Genomic DNA, 25,325 nt, shown 5'->3' on the forward strand with positions numbered 1-25,325 from the left:
CCACTGCATGAATGCCGAACAAGCCCGGACACTCGCCCGCCGTTTCGTCGAGTTGCCTGCCGAGAAACGCAGCCTGTTCCTCGACGCGCTGCGTCGGGAAAAGGTGGACTTCGCCCAGTTTCCGATCCCCTCCTGCGAAGGCGTCGCCGGGCGTGACGGGCTCTCCTACGCCCAGCAGCGCATGTGGTTCCTCTGGCAGCTCGATCCCCAGGGCGCCGGCTACAACCTGCCGGTCTCGGTGTGCCTGAACGGCGCGCTGGACATCCCCGCCCTGGAGCAGGCCTTCGCTCTGCTGGTGGACCGTCACGAAAGCCTGCGCACCACCTTCTTCCAGGACGACGAGCAGGCCGGCCAGCGCGTCGCGCCGCCGGCGCCGGTCGCGCTGGTGCTGCACGACCTGTCCGCGATCCCGGAAACCGCGCGCTGGGCCAGTGCCCGCGATGCCATGGCCGAGGAGGCCACGCGCCCCTTCGATCTGGAAAAGGGCCCGCTGCTGCGCGTGCAACTGCTGCGCATGGCGGCCGAGCAGCACATCCTCCTGCTGACCCTGCACCACATCATCACCGACGGCTGGTCCATGGGCGTGCTGCTCGACGAATGCCTGGGCTACTACGACAGCCTGGCCCAGGGCCGCACCCCGCAGGTGGCGCCGCTGCCGGTGCAGTACCGCGACTACGCGCTGTGGCAACGCGCCTGGCTGCAAGCCGGCGAGCAGGCGCGGCAACTGGCCTGGTGGCGCGAGCACCTGGGCGATGAGCACCCGGTGCTGGAACTGCCGGCCGACCGTCCGCACCCGCCGGTGCCGAGCCAGAAAGGCCGGCGCCTGGAGATCGACCTCGACCGCGAGCTGCTGAAAAACCTGCAAGGCCTGGCCCAGCGCCAGGGCGTCACCCTGTTCGTGGTCCTCCTGGCGTCGTTCAAGGTGCTCCTGCAACGCTGCAGCGGGCAGCGCGATATCCGCGTCGGCGGCCTGATCGCCAACCGCACCCGCAGTGAAACCGAAGGCCTGATCGGCTTCTTCGTCAACACCCAGGTGCTGCGCAGCCAGGTGCAGGGCGACAGCCGTTTCAGCGAACTGCTGCAACAGGTCAAGCAGGCCGCACTGGGCGCCCAGGCGCACCAGGAGCTGCCGTTCGATGCCCTGGCCGATGGCCTGCAGGTGGCCCGCGGGCAAAGCCGCAACCCGCTGTTCCAGGCCATGTTCAACCACCGTCCGCAGGTCGCCGGGCTGGGCGGCACCCAGCTGGCCTGCGGGCTGCGGGTCGAGGGCCTGAGCGCCGAGCAACTGGCCGAGGACCAGCGCGACCAGGCCATCGCCTGCGACCTGATGCTGGAAACCAGCGGCGAGGGCGAGCAATTGAGCGCGTCCTTCACCTATGCCACCGATCTGTTCGAGCGCCCGAGCATCGAGCGCCTGGCCGGCTACTGGCGCAATCTGCTGCGCGCCCTGTGCGCGGATGCCGAGGCGCGGATTGGCGAGTTGCCGCTGCTGGGCGCCGACGAGCGTGCGTTCCTCAGCGAAGGCTGCAACCAGAGTGCCCGCGCGTATCCGCTGGAGCGTGGTTATGTGGCGCTGTTCGAGGAGCAGGTGGCCGCGCATCCCGAGCGCATCGCCGTCACCTGCCTGGAGCGTCAGGACAGCTACGCAGCCCTCAATACCGCCGCCAACCGCCTGGGCCATGCCTTGATCGCGGCAGGTGTCGGCTTCGACCAACCGATCGCGCTGCTGGCCGAGCGTGGCCCGGACCTGCTGGGCATGATCGTCGGCAGCTTCAAGGCCGGCGCGGGTTATCTGCCGCTGGACCCGGCGCTGCCGAATCAGCGCCTGAGCGGCGTGATCGGGCAGAGCGGGGCGCCGGTGCTGGTGTGCAGTGCCGAGTGCGAAGTTCAAGCTCGCGAACTGCTGGCCGGGCTTGAAGGTGTGCAACTGCTGGTTTGGGAACAGGTCCAGCAAGGCGATCACCCGGTAGCCAACCCAGGCCGCTACAGCGGCCCGGACAACCTCGCCTACGTGATCTTCACCTCCGGCTCCACCGGCCTGCCGAAAGGCGTGATGGTGGAACAGCGCGGCATGCTCAACAACCAGCTGAGCAAGGTGCCGTACCTCGATCTGAGCGAGAAAGATGTGATCGCCCAGACCGCCTCGCAGAGTTTCGACATCTCGGTCTGGCAGTTCCTCGCCGCGCCGCTGTTCGGTGCCCGGGTGGATATCGTGCCGAACGACATTGCCCGCGATCCGCAGGCGCTGCTGGCCCATGTCACCCAGCAAGGGATCACCGTGCTGGAAAGCGTGCCATCGCTGATCCAGGGCCTGCTGGCCGAAGAGCGGGTCAACCTCGACGGCCTGCGGTGGATGCTGCCGACCGGCGAAGCCATGCCGCCTGAGCTGGCCAAGCAATGGCTGCTGCGTTATCCACAGATCGGACTGGTCAATGCCTACGGCCCGGCCGAATGCTCGGACGACGTGGCGTTCTTCCGTGTCGACCAGCAATCCACCGAAAGCACCTACCTGCCGATCGGCACGCCGACCGACAACAACCTGATCTACCTGCTGGACGATGCCCTTGAGCTGGTGCCATTGGGCGCCGTGGGCGAACTGTGCGTCGCTGGCACCGGCGTGGGTCGCGGCTATGTGAGCGACACCCGCCGCACCGTGCCGGTGTTCGTGCCGAATCCGTTCGGTGCCCCGGGCGAGCGCCTGTACCGCACCGGCGACCTGGCCCGCCGTCGCACCGATGGCGTGCTGGAATACGTCGGCCGCGCCGACCACCAGGTGAAGATCCGCGGCTACCGCATCGAACTGGGCGAGATCGAGACCCGCCTGCTGGAGCATCCAGCGGTGCGCGAAACCGTGGTCCTGGATATCGATGGTCCGCAAGGCAAGCAACTCGCCGCCTATCTGGTAGCCCGCAGCGCGATCGATGTCGATCAGCTCAAGGCCTCCCTGAAGGCCAGCCTGCCGGACTACATGGTGCCGACCTACTTCGTCCAGTTGCCGGCCATGCCGCTGACCGCCAACGGCAAGCTCGACCGCAAGGCCCTGCCGCAACCGGACGCCACGCAATCGCAAACCGCCTACGTCGCCCCGGTCAGCGAACTGGAACAACAGCTCGCCGCCATCTGGGCCGAGGTCCTGAAGATCGAGCGGGTCGGCCTCAACGACAGCTTCTTCGAGCTGGGCGGGCACTCCCTGCTGGCCGCGCAGATGATCGCGCGGATCAAGAAACACCTGAGCATCAGCCTGCCCCTGCGCACGCTGTTCGAAAAGCCGCTGCTGAGCGAGCTGGCCGCCGAAGTGGCGGCGCTGGCGGATACCACGACTGACGATGACTGGGACGACATGGACCAGTTCATGGATTCACTGGAGGAACTTGGAGCATGAGCGGGACCACAGCTGCACGTATCGCGAAACGGTTTGTCGGTCTGTCCCTCGAGCAGCGCCGCCAGTTCCTCGCCAAGCTGCGCGAGGACGGCAAGGACTTCAGCCTGCTGCCGATGCCGGAGAGCCGCCACGACGTCGAGACGATCCCGCTGTCCTTTGCCCAGCAGCGCCTGCTGTTCCTCTGGCAACTGGACCCGAGCAGCGACGCCTACAAGATGAGCACCGGCCTGCGCCTGCACGGGCAGCTGGACGACAGCGCCCTGCAACGCTCCTTCGATCACCTGCTGCAGCGTCATGAAGTGCTGCGCACGGTGTTCGCCACCGACGGTGAGCAGCCGCGCCAGGTGATCCTGCCGCAGCTGTCGCTGGCCCTGGAGCGGGTCGACCTCGGCGCGGACAGCGACGCCGAACTGGCGCGCCAGGTCGCCGCGTTCAACGCCCGGCCGTTCGACCTGATCAATGGCCCGCTGCTGCGCGCCGCGCTGTTCCGCCTGGGCGCCGAGGAACACGTGCTGGTGGTGTGCATGCACCATATCGTCTCCGACGGCTGGTCGATGGACATCATGGTCCGCGAGTTCGCCCAGAGCTATCAGGCCTTCAGCCAGGGCGCCGCGCCCAGCCTGCCGGCGCTGGCGCTGCAGTACGCCGACTACGCCATCTGGCAGCGCCAGTGGCTGGACGCCGGGGAGGGCGAGCGCCAGCTCGACTACTGGCGCCAGCAACTGGGTGACGAGCAGCCGCTGCTGGAAGCCGCCCAGGACTTCCCGCGGCCGCTGACCCAGAGTTTCCGTGGCGAGCGCCTGCGCTTCGATTTCGGCGCGGCCCTCTCCGGGCGCCTCAACGCCTTCGCCCGTGGCCAGGGCATGAGCCTGTTCATGCTGGTCCTGGCCGGCTTCTCGCTGTTCCTTTCGCGCCAGTCCGGCCAGCGCGATATCCGTATCGGCGTGCCCAACGCCAACCGCGGTCGCGCCGAAACCGAAGGGCTGATCGGCTTCTTCATCAACACCCAGGTGCTGCGCTGCCAGGTCGACGAACGCCTGAGCTACCTCGACCTGCTGGCCGCGATCCGCGACACCTCGCTGGATGCCCAGGCCCACCAGGACGTGCCGTTCGAACAGCTGGTGGACCAGCTGGCGGCGGAACGCAGCCTGGGCCACAACCCGCTGTTCCAGGCCAAGTTCAACCAGAACGTGGTGCTCAAGCAGGCACTCTCGCTGAAGCTGCCGGGCCTGGAGGTCAGCGAGTACCCGCTGCACCGCGAGGGCGCGCACTTCGACCTGGCCCTGGACATCACCGATGACGGCCAGCTGATCCACGGCGACATGACCTACGCCAGCGACCTGTACCGCCGCGACACCGTCGAGGCGTTCATTCCGGCGCTGCTGGGGCTGTTCGAAGAACTCCTGGCGGCCCCGCGGGCGCCGCTGTACAGCCTCGCCGCCATCGCCCAGCCGGCCGCCGAAGAGGCCTTGGCCGAGGCGCCGTCGGTGCTGGCGCAGTGGCAGGCCAATGTCGCGCGCCAGCCGGACGCCATCGCCGCGCGCTGCCTGAATGAAAGCCTGACCTTCCGCGAGCTGGACGAGGCGGCCAACCGTCTGGCCCACCACCTGCTGCAACAGGGCGTCGCCCAGGGCCAGCCGGTGGCGGTGCTGATGGAGCGTTCGCTGCCGTGGCTGACCGCCTTGCTGGCAATCTTCAAGGCCGGGGCGGTGTACATGCCGCTGGACGTCAAGGCGCCGCAGGAGCGTCTGCAGCAGATGCTGGAGCGGGCCAAGGCCGCCGCGCTGCTGTGTGCCGCCGGCGATGCGCGGCTGAGCACCTTGCAGGTCGCCGGTTGCGCCAACCTGGCCTTCGACCCGCTGCAGTGGCAGGACCAGCCGGCCAGCGCGCCGGCCGTGAGCCTGGCCGGCGAAGCCCCGGCCTACGTGATCCACACCTCCGGCTCCACCGGCCAGCCCAAGGGCGTGCTGGTCAGCCATGGCGCCCTGGCCAGCTACGTGCGCGGCCTGCTCGGGCGCCTGCAACTGGCGCCGCAGGCAAGCATGGCGCTGGCCTCGACCATCGCTGCCGACCTCGGCCACACCGTGCTGTTCGGTGCGTTGTGCGACGGCCGTACCCTGCATGTGCTGCCCGAGGCGCTGGGCTTCGATCCGGATGGCTTCGCCGACTACATGGCGACCCATCAGGTCGGTGTGCTGAAGATCGTGCCCGGCCATCTCGCCGCGCTGCTCCAGGCCTCCCGCGCGGCCGACGTGCTGCCGCGGCATGCGCTGATCGTCGGTGGCGAAGCCTGCCCGGTCGGTTTGCTGCAGCGGGTCCGCGAACTGCGCCCGGAGTGCCGCTTCATCAACCACTACGGCCCCAGCGAAACCACGGTCGGCGTGCTGACCCACGAAGTGCCGGCCGCTGCGCCGCTGCCTGAAGTCGTGCCGCTGGGCAGCGCCTTGCCGGGCGCGGTGCTGCGGGTGCTCGACGATGTCTTCAACGGCGTGGCGGCGCAGGTGCCGGGCGAGCTGTATATCGGCGGCGACAGCCTGGCCCTGGGTTATCTCGGCCAGGCGGCACTGACCGCCGAGCGCTTCGTGCCGGATCCCCATGGGGCGGCGGGCACGCGCCTGTACCGCAGTGGCGACCGGGTGCGGCGCAACCGCGACGGCCAGCTGGAATTCATCGGCCGCGCCGACGACCAGGTGAAGATTCGCGGTTATCGGGTCGAGCCGGCGGAAGTCGCGCGGGTCCTGCAGGGCCTGGCGACGGTGCGTCAGGCTGCGGTCCTGGCCCTGCCCCAGGACGACGATGCCACGCGCCTGCAACTGCTGGCCTGGTGCGTCGCCGAGGGCGCGAGCGCCGAGGCCCTGCGTCAGCAACTGGCGCAACGGCTGCCGGACTACATGGTGCCGGCGCAGATCGTCCTGCTCGACCAGCTGCCGTTGACCGCCAACGGCAAGCTCGACAAGCGCGCCCTGCCCAAACCGGGCGCGGTGCAGCAGCGCTACGTGGCGCCCGCAGGCGAGATCGAGGAGAAACTCGCGGCGATCTGGCGCGACGTGCTCAAGCTGGAGCAGGTCGGCAGCACCGACAACTTCTTCGAGCTGGGCGGCGACTCGATCCTCAGCCTGCAGATCATCGCCCGGGCCAAGCGCCAGGGGATCAAGCTCAATCCCAAGCAACTGTTCGAGAAACAGACCATCGGCCAGCTGGCCACGGTGGCGAAACTGATCGAGAAGAAAGCCGCGGCGCCGGTGGTCGAGCAGATCACTGGCAACCTGCCGCTGCTGCCGATCCAGGCGCGCTTCTTCGAAATGGACATCCCGCAGCGTCAGCACTGGAACCAGTCGCTGCTGCTCAAGCCGGCGCATCAGGTCGACGTCGCCCACCTCCAGGCGGCGCTGCACGCGCTGCTGGAGCAGCATGACGCCCTGCGCCTCAACTTCGTCCGCCAGTACGCCGGCTGGCAGGCGGTGTTCGCTCCGCTGGACAGCGCCGCAGTGCTGTGGACCCGCAGCACCGACGACCTCGACGCCCTGGCCGACGAAGCCCAGCGCAGCCTCGACCTGAAGAGCGGTCCGCTGCTGCGCGCGGTACTCGCCGAACTGGCCGACGGCTCGCAGCGCCTGCTGCTGGTGGTCCATCACCTGGTGGTGGACGGGGTGTCCTGGCGCGTGCTGCTGGAAGACCTGCAGCAGGCCTATGCCGCCATCGTCGCCGGTCGCGCCGCGGCCCTGCCGGCCAAGACCAGCTCGTACAAGGCCTGGGCAGAAAAACTCCACGGCTACGCCAACAGCCCGGCCCTGGAAGCCGAACGCGACTACTGGCGCGCCGTGCTCGACGGCGCCGCGCCCGACCTGCCGCAGGACAACCCGCAAGGCAGCCTGCGTATCCGTGATGCCGCCCATGCCACCTCGCGCCTCGACGAGACCCTGACCACGCAACTGCTCAAGGTCGCCCCGGCGGCCTATCGCACCCAGGTCAACGACCTGCTGCTGACCGCCCTGGCCGAGGTGCTCTGCCAGTGGAGCGGGCAGCCCTCGGTGCTGGTGCAACTGGAAGGCCATGGCCGCGAGGACCTGTTCGAGGACATCGACCTGAGCCGCACCGTCGGCTGGTTCAGCAGCCTGTTCCCGGTGCGCCTGACCCCGGGCGCGAGCCCGGCGGCGTCGATCCGCACGATCAAGGAGCAGCTGCGCGCGGTACCGGCCAAGGGCATCGGCTTCGGCGTGCTGCGCTACCTCGGCGACGGCGATTTCGCCCATGGGCTGGCGGCGCTACCGCAGCCGCGGGTGACCTTCAACTACCTCGGCCAGTTCGACGGCAGCTTCGACCAGGCGCAGGCCGCCTTCAGCCTGGCCAGTGAAGGCAGCGGCCAGCCGCTGTGCCTGGAGGGCCCGCTGGGCAACTGGCTGAGTGTCAACGGCCAGGTGTTCGACGGCCAGCTGCGCCTGGAATGGGCGTTCAGCCGCGAGATGTTCCGCGCCGAAACCATCGAGGCCCTGGCCCGTGACTACGAGCGCGTGCTGCGCGGGCTGATCGAGCACTGCGTGGCCGACAACCAGGGCGTCACGCCCTCGGACTTCCCCCTGGCCGGCCTGGACCAGGAACAACTCGACCGCCTGCCGCTGGCCGCCGCCAGCATCGAGGACATCTACCCGTTGTCGCCGATGCAGCAGGGCATGCTGTTCCACAGCCTCTATGCGAAGGAGGCCGGCAACTACATCAACCAGCTGCGGGTCAGCGTCGAAGGCCTTGATACCGCGCGCCTGCGCGCTGCCTGGCAGGCCCTGCTGGACCAGCACCCGGTGCTGCGCAGCGGCTTCGTCAGCGCCGCCGAGCACCCGGTGCAGGTGGTGCAGCGGCGGGTCGAGCTGCCGTTCGTGGAAATCGATGCCCGCGGTCGCGCCGACCTCGACAGCTGGCTCGACGAGCGCGCCCGCCTGGAGCGCGAGCCCGGCTTCGACCTGGCCCAGGGCCCGCTGCTGCGGGTGGCGCTGATCCGCACCGACGAGCAGCGCTTCGAGTTGATCTACACCAGCCACCATATCCTCATGGACGGCTGGAGCAGCTCGCGCATGCTCGGCGAGGTCCTGCAGCGCTATGCCGGGCAGGCCCCGGCGCGCCAGGGCATGCCCTACGGCGACTACATCCGCTGGCTGCAGGCCCAGGATGGCGAGGTCGCCCGGCGCTTCTGGGGCGAGCAACTGCAGGCCTTCGACGAGCCGACCCGCCTGGCCCTGGCCTTCAAGGGCGCGGCGGACGGCGAGGGCTATGCCGACTTCGTCGAGGACCTGGATGCCGAGCTGTCCCGCCGCCTTGGCGATTTCGCCCGCGAGCAGCGAGTCACCCTCAATACCCTGGTCCAGGCCGCCTGGCTGTTGCTGCTGCAGCGCTATACCGGGCAGAGCAGCGTGACCTTCGGCGCCACCGTCGCCGGTCGGCCGACTGAACTGGCCGGGATCGAGGAACAGCTGGGCCTGTTCATCAACACCCTGCCGGTGGTCACCAGCCCGCGCTCCGAGCAGAGCGTCGCCGCCTTCGTGCAGCAGTTGCAGGCGCAGAACATCGCCCTGCGCGAGTTCGAGCACACCCCGCTGTACGAGGTGCAGCGCTGGGCCGGCTGGAGCGGCGAGGCGCTGTTCGACAATATCCTGGTGTTCGAGAACTACCCGGTGTCAGAGGCCCTGCAACAGGCGGCGTCGGACGGGCTGGTGTTCGGCGAGGTGCGCACCCGCGAACAGACCCATTACCCGCTGACCCTGGTGGTCAACACCGGCGAGCGCCTGTCGCTGCGCATCAGCCATGACCGCCGCCAGTTCGGCGCGCAGGCGGTGGTGCAGCTGGCGGCGCATTTCAATCATCTGCTGGCGGCGCTGATCGTCGATGCCGAGGCGCCGCTGGGGTCCCTGGCGTTGCCGGCGGATGTGCCCCAGGCGCTGGCCGATCACTCCAGCGCGCAGTGCATCCATCAGCTGATCGAGGTCCAGGCGGCGCGGCGGCCGGATGCCGTGGCGCTGAGCTTCGGCGCGCAGCAGCTGACTTATGCACAGCTCAACAGCCGGGCCAACCAGCTGGCGCACAAGCTGCGCGAGCAGGGCGTGGGCCCGGATGTGCTGGTCGGCCTGTCGGTCGAGCGCGGCCTGGAGATGCTGGTGGGCGTGCTCGGCATCCTCAAGGCCGGCGGTGCCTACGTGCCGCTGGACCCGGAGTATCCACAGGACCGTCTCGACTATCTGCAGGCGGACAGCGGCATCAAGCTGCTGCTGACCGGAGCCGATCTGGTGGCGTCGGCGCTGCAAGGCTACAGCGCAGCGAACCCGCTCAACCTGACCTCGCCGGACAACCTGGCCTACGTCATCTACACCTCCGGCTCCACCGGCAAGCCGAAAGGCGCGCTGCTGCCGCACCACAATGTCCTGCGTCTGTTCACCGCCACCGACCAGTGGTTCGGCTTCGATGAAAACGACGTGTGGAGCCTGTTCCACTCCTATGCCTTCGACTTCTCGGTGTGGGAGATCTTCGGCGCGCTGCTTTACGGCGGGCGCCTGGTGATCGTGCCGCGTGCAGTCACCCGCTCGCCGGACGACTTCCACCAGCTGCTGGTGGACGAAAAGGTCACCGTGCTCAACCAGACCCCGTCGGCGTTCAAGCAACTGGCGCGGGTCGCCTACGAGTCCACCGCCGACCTGGCACTGCGCTATGTGGTGTTCGGTGGTGAAGCGCTGGATGTCGGCAGCCTGCAACCCTGGTTCGAACGCTTCGGCGACGCGCAGCCACAACTGATCAACATGTACGGCATCACCGAAACCACGGTGCACGTGACCTACCGGCCGATCAGCCAGTCGGACCTGGCCCAGGCCGAGGTCAGCCCGATCGGCGCGGCGATCCCGGACCTGTCGCTGCAGGTGCTGGACAGTGACTTCAACCCGGTGGTCGCCGGGGTCTGCGGCGAGCTGCATGTCGGTCACGCCGGTCTTGCCCGTGGCTACCACCACCGCGCCGCACTGACCGCCGAGCGCTTCGTGCCCAACCCGTTCGCCGCCGACGGCAGCCGTCTGTACCGCACCGGCGACCTGGCGCGCTATCGCGCCGAGGGCGTGATCGAGTACGCCGGGCGTATCGACCACCAGGTGAAGATCCGCGGTTTCCGTATCGAACTGGGCGAAATCGAGGCGCGTCTGCAGGAACATGCCGGCGTGCGTGAAGTCGTCGTGCTCGCCGTGGACGGCCCCGCCGGCCAGCAACTGGCGGCCTACCTGGTGCCGAGCGAGACGAACGGCGATCTGCGCGAGCGCCTCAAGGCCCATCTGAAAGCCAACCTGCCGGACTACATGGTGCCCGCGCACCTGATCCTGCTCGATGCCATGCCGCTCACCGCCAACGGCAAGCTGGACCGCAAGGCCCTGCCGAAACCGGACGCCGCCGCCGCGCAAGGCGCCTACGTGGCCCCGGTCAGCGTGCTGGAGCAGCGCCTGGCGACAATCTGGGCCGAGGTCCTGGAGGTGGAACAGGTCGGTCTTTCCGACAACTTCTTCGAGCTGGGCGGCCACTCGCTGCTGGCCACCCAGGTGATTTCGCGGGTGCGCCAGCAGCTGGACCTGGAACTGTCCCTGCGCGCGCTGTTCGAGGCCGCCGACCTGGCTGCCTTCGCCGCGGCGGCCGGGCAGGGTGCGGCGGTCGAGGCGCCGGCGATCGTCGCGGTCGAACGCGACCGGCCGCTGGCCCTGTCCCATGCCCAGCAGCGCCAGTGGATTCTCTGGCAGCTGGACCCGCAGAGTGCCGCGTACAACATTCCGGCGGCCCTGCGCCTGTCCGGTGCGCTGGATGTGGATGCCTTGCGCCGCAGCTTCGCCGCGCTGATCGCGCGCCATGAAACCCTGCGCACCACCTTCCGCGAGGACGGCGAGCAGGCCGTGCAGATCGTTCATCCCGCCGGCGACTTCGCGCTGCCGGTCGAGGCGGTCGCGGCGCAGCAGCTGCAGGCCATCGTCGATGCCGAGGTACGCCGTCCGTTCGACCTGGAACACGGACCGCTGCTGCGCGTGCGTCTGTTGCAACTCGGCGCGGATGAGCATGTGCTGGTGCTGACCCAGCACCATATCGTCTCCGATGGCTGGTCGATGCCGATCATGGTCGACGAGCTGGCGCGCCTGTACGACGCCTTCAGCCAGGGCCAGGCCCTGGAACTGCCGGCCCTGGCCGTGCAGTACGCCGACTACGCGCAGTGGCAGCGCGACTGGATGGCCGCCGGCGAGCAGGCCCGCCAGCTGGACTACTGGAAGGAACAGCTGGGCGGCGAGCAGCCGGTGCTGCAACTGCCCACTGACCGGCCGCGTCCGGCGCAGCGCAGCGAGCGCGGCGCGCGGGTCGAATTCGAACTGGATGCCGTGCAGCTGCAAGGCCTCAAGGCAGCGGCGCGGGCCCAGGGCGTGACCCTGTTCATGCTCCTGCTGGCGGCCTGGCAGACCCTGCTGCAGCGTTATTCCGGCCAGGCGGACATCCGTGTCGGCGTGCCGGTGGCCAACCGCAATCGCAGTGAAACCGAGGGCCTGATCGGCTTCTTCGTCAACACCCAGGTGCTCAAGGCCGAGTTCGCCGCCGACACCACCGTTGCCGCGTTGCTGCAACAGCTCAAGGCCACCGTGGCCGGCGCCCAGGCCCATCAGGACCTGCCGTTCGAGCAACTGGTGGAAGCCTTGCAGCCGCAGCGCGATCTCAGCCGCAGCCCGCTGTTCCAGGTGGCCTACAACCACCAGACCCAGGCGGCGAGCGAGCTGCGCCAGTTGCCGGGGCTGCGCCTGGAGGCGTTCGCGGCGAGCAAGGACAGGGTGCAGTTCGACCTGACCCTCGACACCTATGAAGGTGAACAAGGCCTGGGCGCCGCGCTGATCTATGCCACTGACCTGTTCGATGCGCAGACCGTCGAGCGCATGGCCGCGCACTGGCGCAACCTGCTGCGGGCGATGGCCGCGGACGCGAGCCAGCGCATCGCCGACCTGCCGCTGCAGAGCGCCGAGGAAACCCGCCGTACCCTGGGCGACTGGAACCGCCAGCTCCGCGTATTCCCCGGCGAGCTGTGTGCTCACCAGCTGTTCGAAGTCCAGGCGGCGCGCTTGCCGGAAGCCGTGGCGCTGAGTTTCGGCGCCGAGCAGCTGACTTATGCACAGCTCAATACTCGGGCCAACCAGTTGGCGCACAAGCTGCGCGAGCAGGGTGTGGGCCCGGACGTGCTGGTCGGCCTGTCGGTCGAGCGCAGCCTGGAAATGCTGGTCGGCGTGCTGGGCATCCTCAAGGCCGGTGGCGCCTACGTGCCGCTGGACCCGGATTATCCACAGGACCGTCTCGACTACATGCAGGCGGACAGCGGCATCAGGCTGCTGCTCACCGGGACCGACCTGGTGGCGTCGGCGCTGCAAGGCTACAGCGCAGCGAACCCGCTCAACCTGACCTCGCCGGACAACCTGGCCTACGTCATCTACACCTCCGGCTCCACCGGCAAGCCGAAGGGCGCGCTGCTGCCACACCGCAACCTGCTGCGCCTGTTCACGGCGACGAACCACTGGTTCGGCTTCGACGAGAACGATGTGTGGACGCTGTTCCACTCCTATGCCTTCGACTTCTCGGTCTGGGAGATCTTCGGTGCGCTGCTCTATGGCGGTCGTCTGGTGCTGGTGCCGCGTGACGTGACCCGCTCGCCGGAAGATTTCCACCAGCTGCTGGTGGACGAAAACGTCACCGTGCTCAACCAGACCCCGTCGGCGTTCAAGCAGCTGGCGCGGGTCGCCTGCGAATCCGCCGCCGACCTGGCCCTGCGCTATGTGGTGTTCGGCGGCGAAGCGCTGGACGTCGGCAGCCTCAAGCCCTGGTTCGAACGCTTCGGCGACGCGCAGCCGCAACTGATCAACATGTACGGCATCACCGAAACCACGGTGCACGTGACCTACCGTCCGATCAGCAAATTGGACCTGGCCCAGTCTGAAGTCAGCCCGATCGGCGAGGCGATCCCCGACCTCTCCTGGTACGTGCTGGATGCCGATTTCAACCCGGTGGCCCTGGGCTGCAACGGCGAGCTCCATGTCGGCCACGCCGGTCTTGCCCGTGGCTATCACAACCGTGCGGCGCTGACCGCCGAGCGCTTCGTGCCCAACCCGTTCGCCACCGACGGCAGCCGTCTGTACCGCACCGGTGACCTGGCGCGTTATCGCGCCGAGGGGGTGATCGAGTACGCCGGGCGTATCGACCACCAGGTGAAGATCCGCGGCTTCCGTATCGAACTGGGCGAGATCGAAGCGCGCTTGCAGGAACATGAAGGCGTGCGCGAAGTGGTGGTGCTGGCCATCGACGGCGCGGCCGGTCAGCAACTGGCGGCCTGGTTCGTCCCGCGCGACCCGGCCCGGACAGACCTGCGCGACAGCCTCAAGGCACACCTGAAGGCCAACCTGCCGGACTACATGGTGCCGACCCACCTGATCGCGCTGGAGGCCATGCCGCTGACGGCCAACGGCAAGCTGGACCGCAAGGCCCTGCCCAAGCCGGATGCCAGCCAACTGCAGAATGCCTATGTCGCCCCGGTAAGCGAGCTGGAACAGCAGTTGGCGGCGATCTGGGCGGAGATCCTCAAGGTCGAGCAGGTCGGTCTCTCCGACAACTTCTTCGAACTGGGCGGCCACTCGCTGCTGGCGACCCAGGTCGTATCGCGGATCCGCAAGCAACTGGGTGTGGAACTGTCCCTGCGGACCCTGTTCGAAGCCGCCGACCTTGCTGCCTTCGCCCACACGGTGGCGCAGGGCGCGGCGAGTGGCACACCGGCGCTGGTCCGGGTCGGACGCGAGCAGCCGCTGGCGCTGTCCTATGCCCAGCAGCGCCAGTGGTTCCTCTGGCAGCTGGATGCCGAGAGCACCGCCTACAACATCCCCTTGGCCCTGCGCCTGAAGGGCGCGCTGGATATCGATGCCCTGGAGGCCAGCTTCACCAGCCTGATCGCCCGCCACGAAACCCTGCGCACCACCTTCCGCCAGGACGGCGAGCAGGCCGTGCAGATCATCCAGCCGGCCACGCCGTTGTTGCTGGCAGTGGAGGAGGTCGATGCGGCGCAGGCGCAGCAGCGCGTGCTGGAGGAAATCGAGCGGCCGTTCGACCTGCAGCAGGGGCCGCTGCTGCGCGTGCGCCTGCTGCGCCTGGCGCCGCAGGAACATGTGCTGGTCCTGACCCTGCACCATGTGGTGGCCGATGGCTGGTCGCTGCCAGTGCTGGTGGACGAGCTGGTGCGCCTGTACGGCGGCCTCAGCCAGGGGCAGGACATCCAGCTCGGCGAACTGCCGATCCAGTACGCCGACTACGCCCACTGGCAGCGCCAGTGGATGGCCGCCGGCGAGCAGGAACGCCAGCTGGCCTACTGGACCGCGCAACTGGGCGGCGAGCAGCCGGTGCTGGAACTGCCGATGGACCGTGCGCGTCCGGCGATCCAGCAGGAAGCCGGCGCGCGCCTGGGCCTGGAACTGGACGGGGCCCTGGTGGAGCGCCTGAAGGCGGTGGCGCGGGAGCAGGGCGTGACCCTGTTCATGCTCCTCCTGGCCTCGTTCCAGACCCTGCTGCACCGCCATTCCGGGCAGGACGACATCCGTGTCGGCGTGCCCGTGGCCAACCGTACCCGGGCCGAGACCGAGGGCCTGATCGGCTTCTTCGTCAACACCCAGGTGCTCAAGGCCGGCTTCGCCCCGGGCCTGACCTTCGCCGCCCTGCTGCAACAGGTGAAGCAGGCCGCGCTGCAGGCCCAGGCCCATCAGGAACTGCCGTTCGAGCAACTGGTGGAAGCCCTGCAACCGCAGCGCAGCCTCAGCCACAGCCCGCTGTTCCAGGTGATGTACAACCACCAGGTGGATGTCCAGGCGGTCAGTCATGCCCTGCCGGGTCTGAGCCTGGAGGGCCTGGACCTGGACAGCCATCGCGCGCAGTTCGACCTGACCCTGAACACTGCCGAGCATGCCGGCGGCATCAGCGCCGGCCTGGTGTATGCCACCGCGCTGTTCGACCAGGGCACGGTGGAGCGTCTGGCCGCGCACTGGCTCAACCTGCTGCACGGCGTCTGCGCCGATGTCGGTGGCGCGATCGCCGGATTGCCGTTGCTGGGCGACGACGAGCGCGGGTTCCTTACCGAAGGCTGCAACCAGAGTGCCCGCGGGTATCCGCTGGAGCGTGGCTATGTGGCGCTGTTTGAAGAGCAGGTGGCGGCGCATCCGCAGCGTATCGCGGTCACCTGCCTGGCGCGCGAACACAGCTACGAGGAACTGAACAGCGCCGCCAACCGCCTGGGCCATGCCCTGATCGCGGCGGGTGTCGGCTTCGACCAGCCGATCGCGCTGCTGGCCGAGCGTGGTCCTGATCTGCTGGGCATGATCGTCGGCAGCTTCAAGGCCGGCGCGGGTTATCTGCCGCTGGACCCGGCGCTGCCGAATCAACGCCTGAGCGGCGTGATCGGGCAGAGCGGGGCGCCGGTGCTGGTGTGCAGCGCCGCGTGCGAAGCTCAGGCTCGCGAATTGCTGGCCGGGCTTGAAGGTGTGCAACTGCTGGTCTGGGAACAGGTCCAGCAAGCGTCGCATTCTGTGGCCAACCCAGGTCGCTACAGCGGCCCGGACAACCTCGCCTACGTGATCTTCACCTCCGGCTCCACCGGCCTGCCGAAAGGCGTGATGGTGGAACAGCGCGGCATGCTCAACAACCAGCTGAGCAAGGTGCCGTACCTGGACCTGAGCGAGAAAGATGTGATCGCCCAGACCGCCTCGCAGAGCTTCGACATTTCCGTCTGGCAGTTCCTCGCCGCGCCGCTGTTCGGTGCCCGGGTGGATATCGTGCCGAACGACATTGCCCGCGATCCGCAGGCGCTGCTGGCGCATGTCACCCAGCAAGGGATCACTGTGCTGGAAAGCGTGCCATCGCTGATCCAGGGCCTGCTGGCCGAAGAGCGGGTCAACCTCGACGGCCTGCGCTGGATGCTGCCGACCGGCGAAGCCATGCCGCCTGAGCTAGCGAAGCAATGGCTGCTGCGTTATCCACAGATCGGCCTGGTGAACGCCTACGGTCCGGCGGAATGCTCGGACGACGTGGCGTTCTTCCGTGTCGATCTGCAAGCGACCGAGAGTACCTACCTGCCGATCGGCACGCCGACCGACAACAACCTGATCTACCTGCTGGACGATGCCCTTGAGCTGGTGCCATTGGGCGCCGTGGGCGAACTGTGCGTCGCCGGTACCGGCGTGGGTCGCGGCTATGTGAGCGACACCCGCCGCACCGTGCCGGTGTTCGTGCCGAATCCGTTCGGCGCTCCGGGCGAGCGCCTGTACCGCACCGGCGACCTGGCCCGCCGCCGCGCCGATGGGGTGCTGGAATACGTCGGCCGCGCCGACCACCAGGTGAAGATCCGCGGCTACCGCATCGAGCTGGGCGAGATCGAGACCCGCCTGCAGGAACACCCGGCGCTGCGCGAAGCGGTGGTGCTGGATATCGACGGCGCCCATGGCAAGCAACTGGCCGCCTGGCTGGTGCCGGTCGATCCGCAGAGCGACGCCACGACCCTGCGCGACACCCTCAAGGCCGCGCTCAAGGCCCAGCTGCCGGACTACATGGTGCCGACCCACTTCATCGTGCTCGACGCCATGCCGCTGACCGCCAACGGCAAGCTCGACCGCAAGGCCCTGCCACAGCCGGACCCGAGCCAGTCCCAGGCGCTCTACGTCGCTCCGGTCGGCGAGCGCGAGGTGCAGCTGGCGGCGATCTGGGCCGAGGTGCTCAAGGTCGAGCGGGTCGGGCTCAACGACGACTTCTTCGAACTGGGCGGGCATTCCCTGCTCGCGGCCCAGCTCGTTTCCAGAATCCAATCCGGCCTCGGTATCGACGTACCGCTGCGCCTCATTTTCGAGAAACCGCAATTGAACGAATTTATCCAGGCATTCGAAAGCACCAGTCTGTCACTGACCGAAGACGGCCTGTTCGATATCGAGCAAATGATGAACGACATGGCGGAGGTCTGAGATGGACAAGACGACAGCAGAACGCATCGCCAAGCGCTTCGTCGGCCTGCCCGTGGAGCAGCGCCGGCAGATCCTCGCCAAGATGGCCGAGACCGGGCAGAGCTTCCGCTTGCTGCCCATCGCCGTGACCCGTCACGAGGTCAAGCGCATCCCGTTGTCCTACGCACAGCAGCGCATGCTCTTCCTCTGGCAGCTGGAGCCGCTGGACAGTGCCTACAACGTGCCGATGGCGGTGCGCCTGAGCGGCCACCTCGACCAGGCCGCGCTGGCCACGGCCCTGGAACGCCTGGTGCAACGGCACGAGGCGCTGCGCACGCGCTTCGTCTCCGAGGAGGGTGAATTCCACCAGGAAATCCTCGAACAGGCGCCGGTTGCCCTGCAGGTCAGCGAGATCGCCCCGGGCAGCGATGCCGAAGCGCGGCTGCGCGAGCAGGTGGAAGCGGAGCTGCGCGCGCCCTTCGACCTGCTGGACGGCGCCCTGCTGCGGGTGCGCCTGTTCCGCCTCGGCGAGCAGGAGCACGTGCTGACCCTGTGCATGCACCATATCGTTTCCGATGGCTGGTCCGGCCAGGTGCTGGTCGGCGAGTTCGTCCAGTTCTACCAGGCGGCGGTGGCCGGCCAGGCGGCGCAACTGCCGGGCCTGCCGATCCAGTACGCCGATTATGCGATCTGGCAGCGCAGCTGGCTGGAAGCCGGCGAGGCCGAGCGCCAGCTGGCCTACTGGAAGGAACAACTGGGCGAGGAGCAGCCGCTGTTGGCCCTGCCGCTGGACCATGAGCGGCCGCCGCAGGCGAGCCAGCGCGGCGCCGTGGTCCGCGCCGACCTGCCGGCGGAGCTGTCCGTCAGCCTCAAGCGCCTGGCGCGCAACAACGGCCAGACCCTGTTCATGCTGACCCTGGCAGCGCTGGCGGTGGTGCTGTCGCGCTACAGCGGCCAGGCCGATATCCGCATCGGCGCGCCCAACGCCGGGCGCACCCGCGCCGAGCTGGAAGGGCTGATCGGCTTCTTCATCAACACCCAGGTGCTGCGCATCCAGGTGGACGAGCGGCAAACCTTCGCCGAGTTGCTGCAGCAGGTCAAACAGGTGGTGGCCGGGGCCCAGTCGCACCAGGAACTGCCCTTCGAGCACCTGGTGGAAGCCCTGGCGCCGGAGCGCAGCCTGGGGCACAACCCGCTGTTCCAGTTCAAGATCAACCAGCACGTCAACGACGACAGCGAAGACGCCAGCCAGGACCTCGCCGGCCTGACCCTGGCCGACTACCCGCTGGGCGGCGCCGATGCGCGTTTCGACCTGGCCTTCGACTTCAGCGACACGCCGAATGGCGTGCGCGGCTACTTCACCTACGCCACCGACCTGTTCGAGGCGAGCACCATCGAGCGTATCGCCGCGTCGCTGCGTGAGGTGCTGGAGGCGCTGGCGGCGCACACCGACGCGCGCCTGCTGGATCATCCGCAAGGGACCGTGGCCAGGGTCGAGACCCCGGCCGCAAGCTTCCCCGCCAGTGATTTCCTCGCCCTGTGGCGCCAGGGGCTTGCCGCCGGTCGCGGCAAGCCGGCCCTGCGCGCCGGCGACGAAGTACTCGACTACGACGACCTGGAGCGTCAGTCCAACCAGTTGGCCCACTACCTCAAGGCCCAGGGCATCGGCGCCGGCATGACCGTGGCGCTGTGCCAGGAACGCAGCATCGAGTGGGTGACCGGCCTGCTGGCGGTGCTCAAGCTCGGCGCGGTGTACCTGCCGCTGGATACCCGGCAGCCTGCCGAGCGCCTGCAGCAACTGCTGCGCGACAGCGCCGCGGCCCTGCTGATCCACGCCGCCGCCGACGACAAGGCCGCGGCCCTGGGCGTGTGCCCGGCGCTGGCCTGGGATGCCGCGCTGTGGGCGGGAGAGCGCAGCGACGCCCCGGCCCTCGACCTGCTGGCGCAGCAGCCGGCCTACATCATCTACACCTCCGGCTCCACCGGGCAGCCCAAGGGCGTGGTGATCAGCCACGGCGCCCTGGCCAGCTACGTGCAGGGCGTGGCGCAGCGTCTGCAACTGAGCGACGGGGCGAGCATGGCCATGGTCTCGACCATCGCCGCCGACCTCGGCCACACCCTGCTGTTCGGTGCCCTGGCCGCGGGTCGTCAGCTGCACCTGCTGTCCCACGAGCACGCCTTCGATCCGGACCGCTTCGCCGCCTACATGGCCGAACACCGCATCGAGGTGCTGAAGATCGTCCCGAGCCACCTGCAGGGCCTGCTGCAGGCCGCGCGAGCCGCCGACGTGCTGCCCGGCGAGCTGCTGATCCTCGGTGGCGAGGCCAGCAGCTGGAGCCTGGTCGAGCAGATCCGCGCCCTCAAGCCGGGTTGCCGCATCCTCAACCACTACGGCCCGACGGAAACCACCGTGGGCATCCTCACCCATGAAGTGCAGGACGTTTTGCCGGGCTGCCGCACGGTGCCGGTGGGTACGCCGCTGGCCAACGCCGAGGCCGAGGTGCTGGACGCCTGGCTCAACCCGCTGGCCGAGCGTGTCGCCGGCGAGCTGTACCTGGGCGGGCAGGGCCTGGCCCAGGGTTATCTGGGCCAGCCGGCACTGACCGCCGAGCGTTTCGTCCCGGCCGCCGGCGGCCAGCGCCGCTATCGCGCCGGCGACCGGGCGCGCCAGGTGGACGGCCGCCTGGAATACCTCGGACGTGCCGACGACCAGGTGAAGATCCGCGGCTATCGGGTCGAGCCAGGGGAGGTCGGGCAGATCCTGCGGGCCCTGCCGGGGGTGGCCGAGGCCGTGGTCCTGGCACTGCCGCTGGACAGCGATGAAAGTCGCCTGCAACTGGTGGGCTACTGCGTCGCCGCCGGCGGCGCCAGCCTGCAGGCCGAAGCCCTGCGCCAGCAACTGGCGGCGAGCCTGCCGGAATACCTGGTGCCGGCGCAGATCCTCCTGCTCGACCGCCTGCCGCTGACCGCCAACGGCAAGCTGGACAAGCGCGCCCTGCCCAAGCCGGGCGCGGTCAAGCAGCGCTACGTGGCGCCGGTGGGGGAGATCGAGGAAAAGCTCGCCGCGGTCTGGGCCGACGTGCTCAAGCTGCCGCAGGTCGGCACCACCGACAACTTCTTCGAACTGGGCGGCGACTCGATCCTCAGCCTGCAGATCATCGCCCGGGCCAAGCGCCAGGGGATCAAGCTCAATCCCAAGCAGCTGTTCGAGAAACAGACCATCGGCCAGCTGGCCACGGTGGCGAAACTGATCGAGAAGAAGGCCGCGGCGCCCGTGCTCGAGCAGGTCAGCGGCACCCTGCCGTTGCTGCCGATCCAGGCGCGCTTCTTCGACAGCGAGATTCCCGAGCGTCATCACTGGAACCAGTCGGTGCTGCTCAAGCCGGCGATCCGCCTCGATGCCGGGCACCTGACGGCGGCCTTGCACGCGCTGATCGACCAGCACGATGCCCTGCGCCTGACCTTCGTGCGCCAGCCATCCGGCTGGCAGGCCGCCTACGCCGCCCACTACAACCGCGAGGTGCTGTGGACCCGCGAGCTCGGCGACAGCGCCCAGCTCGGCGAACTGGCCGACGAAGCCCAGCGCAGCCTCGACCTGGCCAACGGCCCGCTGCTGCGCGCGGTGCTGGTGGAGCTGCCGCAGGGCGAACAGCGCCTGCTGCTGGTGATCCATCACCTGGTGGTGGACGGCGTGTCCTGGCGCGTGCTGCTGGAAGACCTGCAGCAGGCCTGCCGCGCCCTGCACGCCGGCCAGGCGCTCAACCTGCCGCCGCGCAGCAGTTCGCTCAAGGCCTGGGCCGAGCGCCTGCACGGCTACGCCGGCAGTGCCGCGCTGGAGCAGGAACTGGGCTGGTGGCAGGCGCAGTTGCAGGGCGTCGATGACCGCCTGCCGTGCGACAACCCGGCCGGCGCCCAGCAGAACCGCCACGCCGTGTCGGTGAGCAGCCGCCTCGACACCGAACTGACCCGCAAGCTGCTGCAGGAAGCCCCGGCGGCCTACCGCACGCAGATCAACGACCTGCTGCTGACCGCCCTGGCCGGCGTGATCAGCCGCTGGAGCGGGCAGCCGGACGTGCTGATCCGCCTGGAAGGCCATGGCCGCGAGGACCTGTTCGACGACCTCGACCTGAGCCGCACGGTCGGCTGGTTCAGCAGCCTGTTCCCGGTACGCCTGACCCCGCGCGCCGACCTCGGCGAATCGATCATGGGCATCAAGGAGCAGCTGCGCGCGATTCCCGACAAGGGCATCGGCTACGGCGTGCTGCGCCACCTCGGTTCGGACGCCGCGCGCCAGTCCCTGGGGCAGCTGGCCCAGGGCAATATCGTGTTCAACTACCTCGGCCAGTTCGACGGCAGCTTCGCCGAGCAGGACGCGCTGTTCGTGCCGTCCGGCGAGAGCAGCGGCGCCGGGCAGAGCGCCGCGGCGCCGCTGGCCGCGCTGCTGAGCATCGACGGCCAGGTGTATGGCGGCGAGCTGGCGCTGAACTGGAGCTTCAGCAGCGAAGTGTTCCGCCGCGACACCGTGCAGCGCCTGGCCGATGACTTCACCCGTGCCCTGGCCGAGCTGATCCGCCATTGCGCCGACAGCGGCGCGCGCGGTGTGACGCCATCGGACTTCCCCCTGGCGCGGCTGACCCAGGACCAACTGCAGCGCCTGCCGCTGCCGGCGGCGGACATCCAGGATGTCTACCCGCTGTCGCCGATGCAGGAAGGCCTGCTGCTGCACACCCTGCGCGAGCCGGGTTCGGGCATCTACCTGATGCAGTACTGCTACCTGATCGAGCACGCCATCGACCTGAACGCTTTCGAGCAGGCCTGGCGCACCGTGGTCGAGCGCCACGAAGTGCTGCGCACCTCGTTCTGCTGGGATGTCGCCGAGCAGATGGTGCAGATCGTCCGTCGCGAGCCGCGTCCGGATATCCGTCTGCTCGACTGGCAGCACGTAGCGCCGGACCAGTACGAGGCGCTGCTGGAAGCCGAGCTGGCGGCCGAGCTGCAGCAGGGCTTCGACCTGGCCAACGAGGTGGCCTTCCGCCTGCGCCTGATCAAGCTGGGCGAGCAGCGCTACGGCTTTGTCCTCAGCAACCACCATATCCTTCTCGACGCCTGGTGCCGCATGGGCCTGGTGGCGGAGTTCTTCGAGCTGTACAGCGCGCAGCTGGAAGGCCGGCCATCGACCCTGGCCGCCGCGACCAGCTACCGCGACTTCATCGCCTGGCTGCAGAGCCGCGACCAGCAGGTCTCGAAAGCCTTCTGGCAGGCGCAGCTGGCCGGCTTCGAGCGGCCGACCGCGCTGCCGTTCGACCACACCGGCCAGCGCGACAGCGAGTCGGCGGTGGGCGACTGCCTGGTGCGCCTGACGCTTGAGCAGAGCCAGCGCCTGGCGCAGGCCGCCCAGGGCGCGCAACTGACCCTCAACACCCTGGTCCAGGCCGCCTGGGCGATCCTCCTGCACCGCTACAGCGGCGAGCGCGACGTGCTGTTCGGCGTGACCGTGGCCGGGCGTCCGGCGGACATCCCGGAAATGCAGACCACCGTGGGCCTGTTCATCAACAGCATCCCGCTGCGGGTGCGCGTCCCCGGCGCCGAGTCGAAGCTGAGCCTCAAGGCCTGGCTGCAGGACCTGCTGGCCAACAACGTGGCCTTGCGCGAGCACGAGCACGTGCCGCTGGTGAACATCCAGCAGTACAGCGAGATCGGCAAGGGCCAGGCGCTGTTCGACAGCCTCTTCGTGTTCGAGAACGCGCCGGTGGAGGACAGCGTCTACGAACAGGCCGACGACATGAAGATCCAGGGTGACTCGTCGCGCACCCACACCAACTACCCGCTCACCGTGGTGATCTACCCGGGCGCGGTGCTGGGCCTGCACCTGTCCTACGACAAGCGCTTCTTCGCCAGGGGCACGGTGGACACCCTGCTGGAGGATTTCCGCGCCATCCTGCTGAGCTTCGCCGACGGCATGGAGCAGAACTTCCACCAGTTGAGTTGCCTCGGTGGCGAAGTCGCCACGCTGGCGCAGGAGCCTGTGCCGGCTGAATTCAGTCAGGGCTATGCGCGCCTGTTCGACCGCAGTGCGGCGCGCTTCGCCGAGCGCACCGCAGCCCGTCATCTGCAGCAGCAGTGGAACTACACCCAGCTCGACCAGCAGGCCCATCGCCTGGCGCAGGCCCTGCAGGGCCATGGCGCGCAGGCCGACGACCTGGTGGCGGTGCTCGGCGAGCGCGGCCTGCCGCTGCTGGGCATGGTGGTCGGCAGCTTCAAGGCTGGCGCCGGCTACCTCGGCCTCGACCCGAACCTGCCGCTGGAGCGCCTGGCCGGCATCCTCCAGTCCAGCGCCGCGCGGCTGCTGGTGGCGGGCGAATCGAGCCTGGGCCAGGCCCGCCAGTTGCTGGAGCGCATCCCCGAGGCGCTGCGTCCGCAGCTGCTGGTGTGGGAGCAGATCCAGCAGCAGGCGGCGCCCCTGGCGGACCTCGCCGAACGGTCGGCGGACGCCAGCCAGCACCTGGCCTACGTGATCTTCACTTCCGGCTCCACCGGCACGCCGAAAGGGGTGATGGTGCAGCAGGCCGGCATGCTCAACAACCAGCTGAGCAAGCTGCCGTACCTGAAGCTGGACGAGCATGACGTGATCGCCCAGACCGCCTCGCAGAGCTTCGATATCTCGGTCTGGCAACTGCTCACCGCGGCGCTGTGCGGCGCCGTGGTGGAGATCGTGCCGAGCGCCGTGGTGCAGGATCCGCGGGCGCTGATCCGCCATGTGCAGGACACCGGCATCACCGTGCTGGAGATCGTCCCGGCGCTGGTCCAGGGCATTCTCGACCTGCCGCAGGCCGAGCTGCCGAGCCTGCGCTACCTGATGACCACCGGCGAGGCCATGCCGCCGGCCCTGGCCGAGCGCTGGCTGCGCCAGTACCCGCAGATCCCGCTGATCAACGCCTACGGCCCGGCCGAGTGCTCCGACGACGTCGCCCTGCACCCGGTGGTGGCCAGCGACGGCCAGGGCATCTGCCTGCCGATCGGCACGGCCACCGCGCACAACCGCCTGCATGTACTCAACGACCTGCTCGAACCGATGCCGCTGCGCGCCACCGGTGAGCTGCATATCGCCGGCGTGGGGGTTGGTCGCGGTTACCTCGCCGATCCGAAGCGCACCGCCCTGGCCTTCGTGCCCAACCCCTATGCCGCGGTGCCGGGCGAGCGTCTCTATCGCACCGGCGACCTGGTGCGCCAGCGTGCCGCCGACGGCGTGCTGGAGTACGTCGGGCGGACCGACTACCAGGTGAAGATCCCCGGCTACCGCATCGAACTGGGCGAGATCGAGGTGCGCCTGCTGGAGCACCCGGACGTGCGCGAAGCGGTGGTGGTGGACATCGACGGCCCTGGCGGCAAGCAGCTGGCCGCCTACCTGGTGCCTGCCGGTGCAGCGCCGGCCACGGCCGACGAACGCAATGCCCTGCGCAGCCAGGTCAAGGCGCACCTCAAGGCGCACCTGCCGGACTACATGGTCCCGGCGCACCTGATCCTGCTCGACGGCATGCCCCTGACGGCCAACGGCAAGCTCGACCGCAAGGCCCTGCCGGCGCCGCAGGCCAGCGAGCTGCAGCAGCACCATGTGCCGCCGGTCAGCGAGACGGAACAGCAACTGGCGGCGATCTGGGCCGATGTGCTCAAGGTCGAGCGGGTCGGGCTCGGCGACAACTTCTTCGAACTGGGCGGCCACTCGCTGCTGGTGGTGCAGGTGATGGTGCGGGTGCGCGAGCGCCTGCGCATCGAGATGTCCCTCAACGAGCTGTTCGAACACCCGGAGCTGGGCGACTTCGCCCGTGCCGTGGAAAAGAAAAACGGCCAGGGCGAGCAGGTTCAGGACGAATTGGCTAAATCCCTGGAGGCCCTCAAACGTCTAAGTGCAGAGGAAATCGATAACTTGATCGCATAGCAGGAGAAAC

Annotated in this window: 3 protein-coding genes; all 3 read left to right on the plus strand. The window is 68.8% G+C overall.

Going from position 1 to position 25,325, the window contains the following annotated elements:
- Positions 1-7: 7 nt before the first annotated feature.
- From RTI28_RS06180 to RTI28_RS06190, 3 genes are read left to right on the plus strand one after another with little or no spacing between them, the layout of a single operon-like run.
- On the plus strand, positions 8-3,382 hold the full coding sequence (locus RTI28_RS06180; protein WP_316919627.1) for an amino acid adenylation domain-containing protein: 3,375 nt from the start codon (positions 8-10) through the stop codon (positions 3,380-3,382).
- Entirely contained in the window at positions 3,379-17,400 is a 14,022-nt protein-coding gene (locus tag RTI28_RS06185) for a non-ribosomal peptide synthase/polyketide synthase (protein WP_316919628.1), read from the plus strand. Before RTI28_RS06180 ends, RTI28_RS06185 begins: the two co-directional genes overlap by 4 nt.
- A 1-nt stretch (position 17,401) precedes the next feature.
- Positions 17,402-25,315, plus strand: coding sequence for a non-ribosomal peptide synthetase (locus RTI28_RS06190; protein WP_316919629.1), 7,914 nt, complete (start codon positions 17,402-17,404; stop codon positions 25,313-25,315).
- Positions 25,316-25,325: the final 10 nt, after the last annotated feature.

This window comes from Pseudomonas sp. zfem002 (assembly GCF_032621685.1).
GTDB classification, from domain to species: domain Bacteria; phylum Pseudomonadota; class Gammaproteobacteria; order Pseudomonadales; family Pseudomonadaceae; genus Aquipseudomonas; species Aquipseudomonas japonica.

Excerpts from the sequence above, each read along its gene's own strand:
- RTI28_RS06180 (WP_316919627.1), top strand. The coding sequence starts at position 8 with ATGAATGCCGAACAAGCCCGGACACTCGCCCGCCGTTTCGTCGAGTTG.
- RTI28_RS06185 (WP_316919628.1), top strand. The coding sequence starts at position 3,379 with ATGAGCGGGACCACAGCTGCACGTATCGCGAAACGGTTTGTCGGTCTG.
- RTI28_RS06190 (WP_316919629.1), top strand. The coding sequence starts at position 17,402 with ATGGACAAGACGACAGCAGAACGCATCGCCAAGCGCTTCGTCGGCCTG.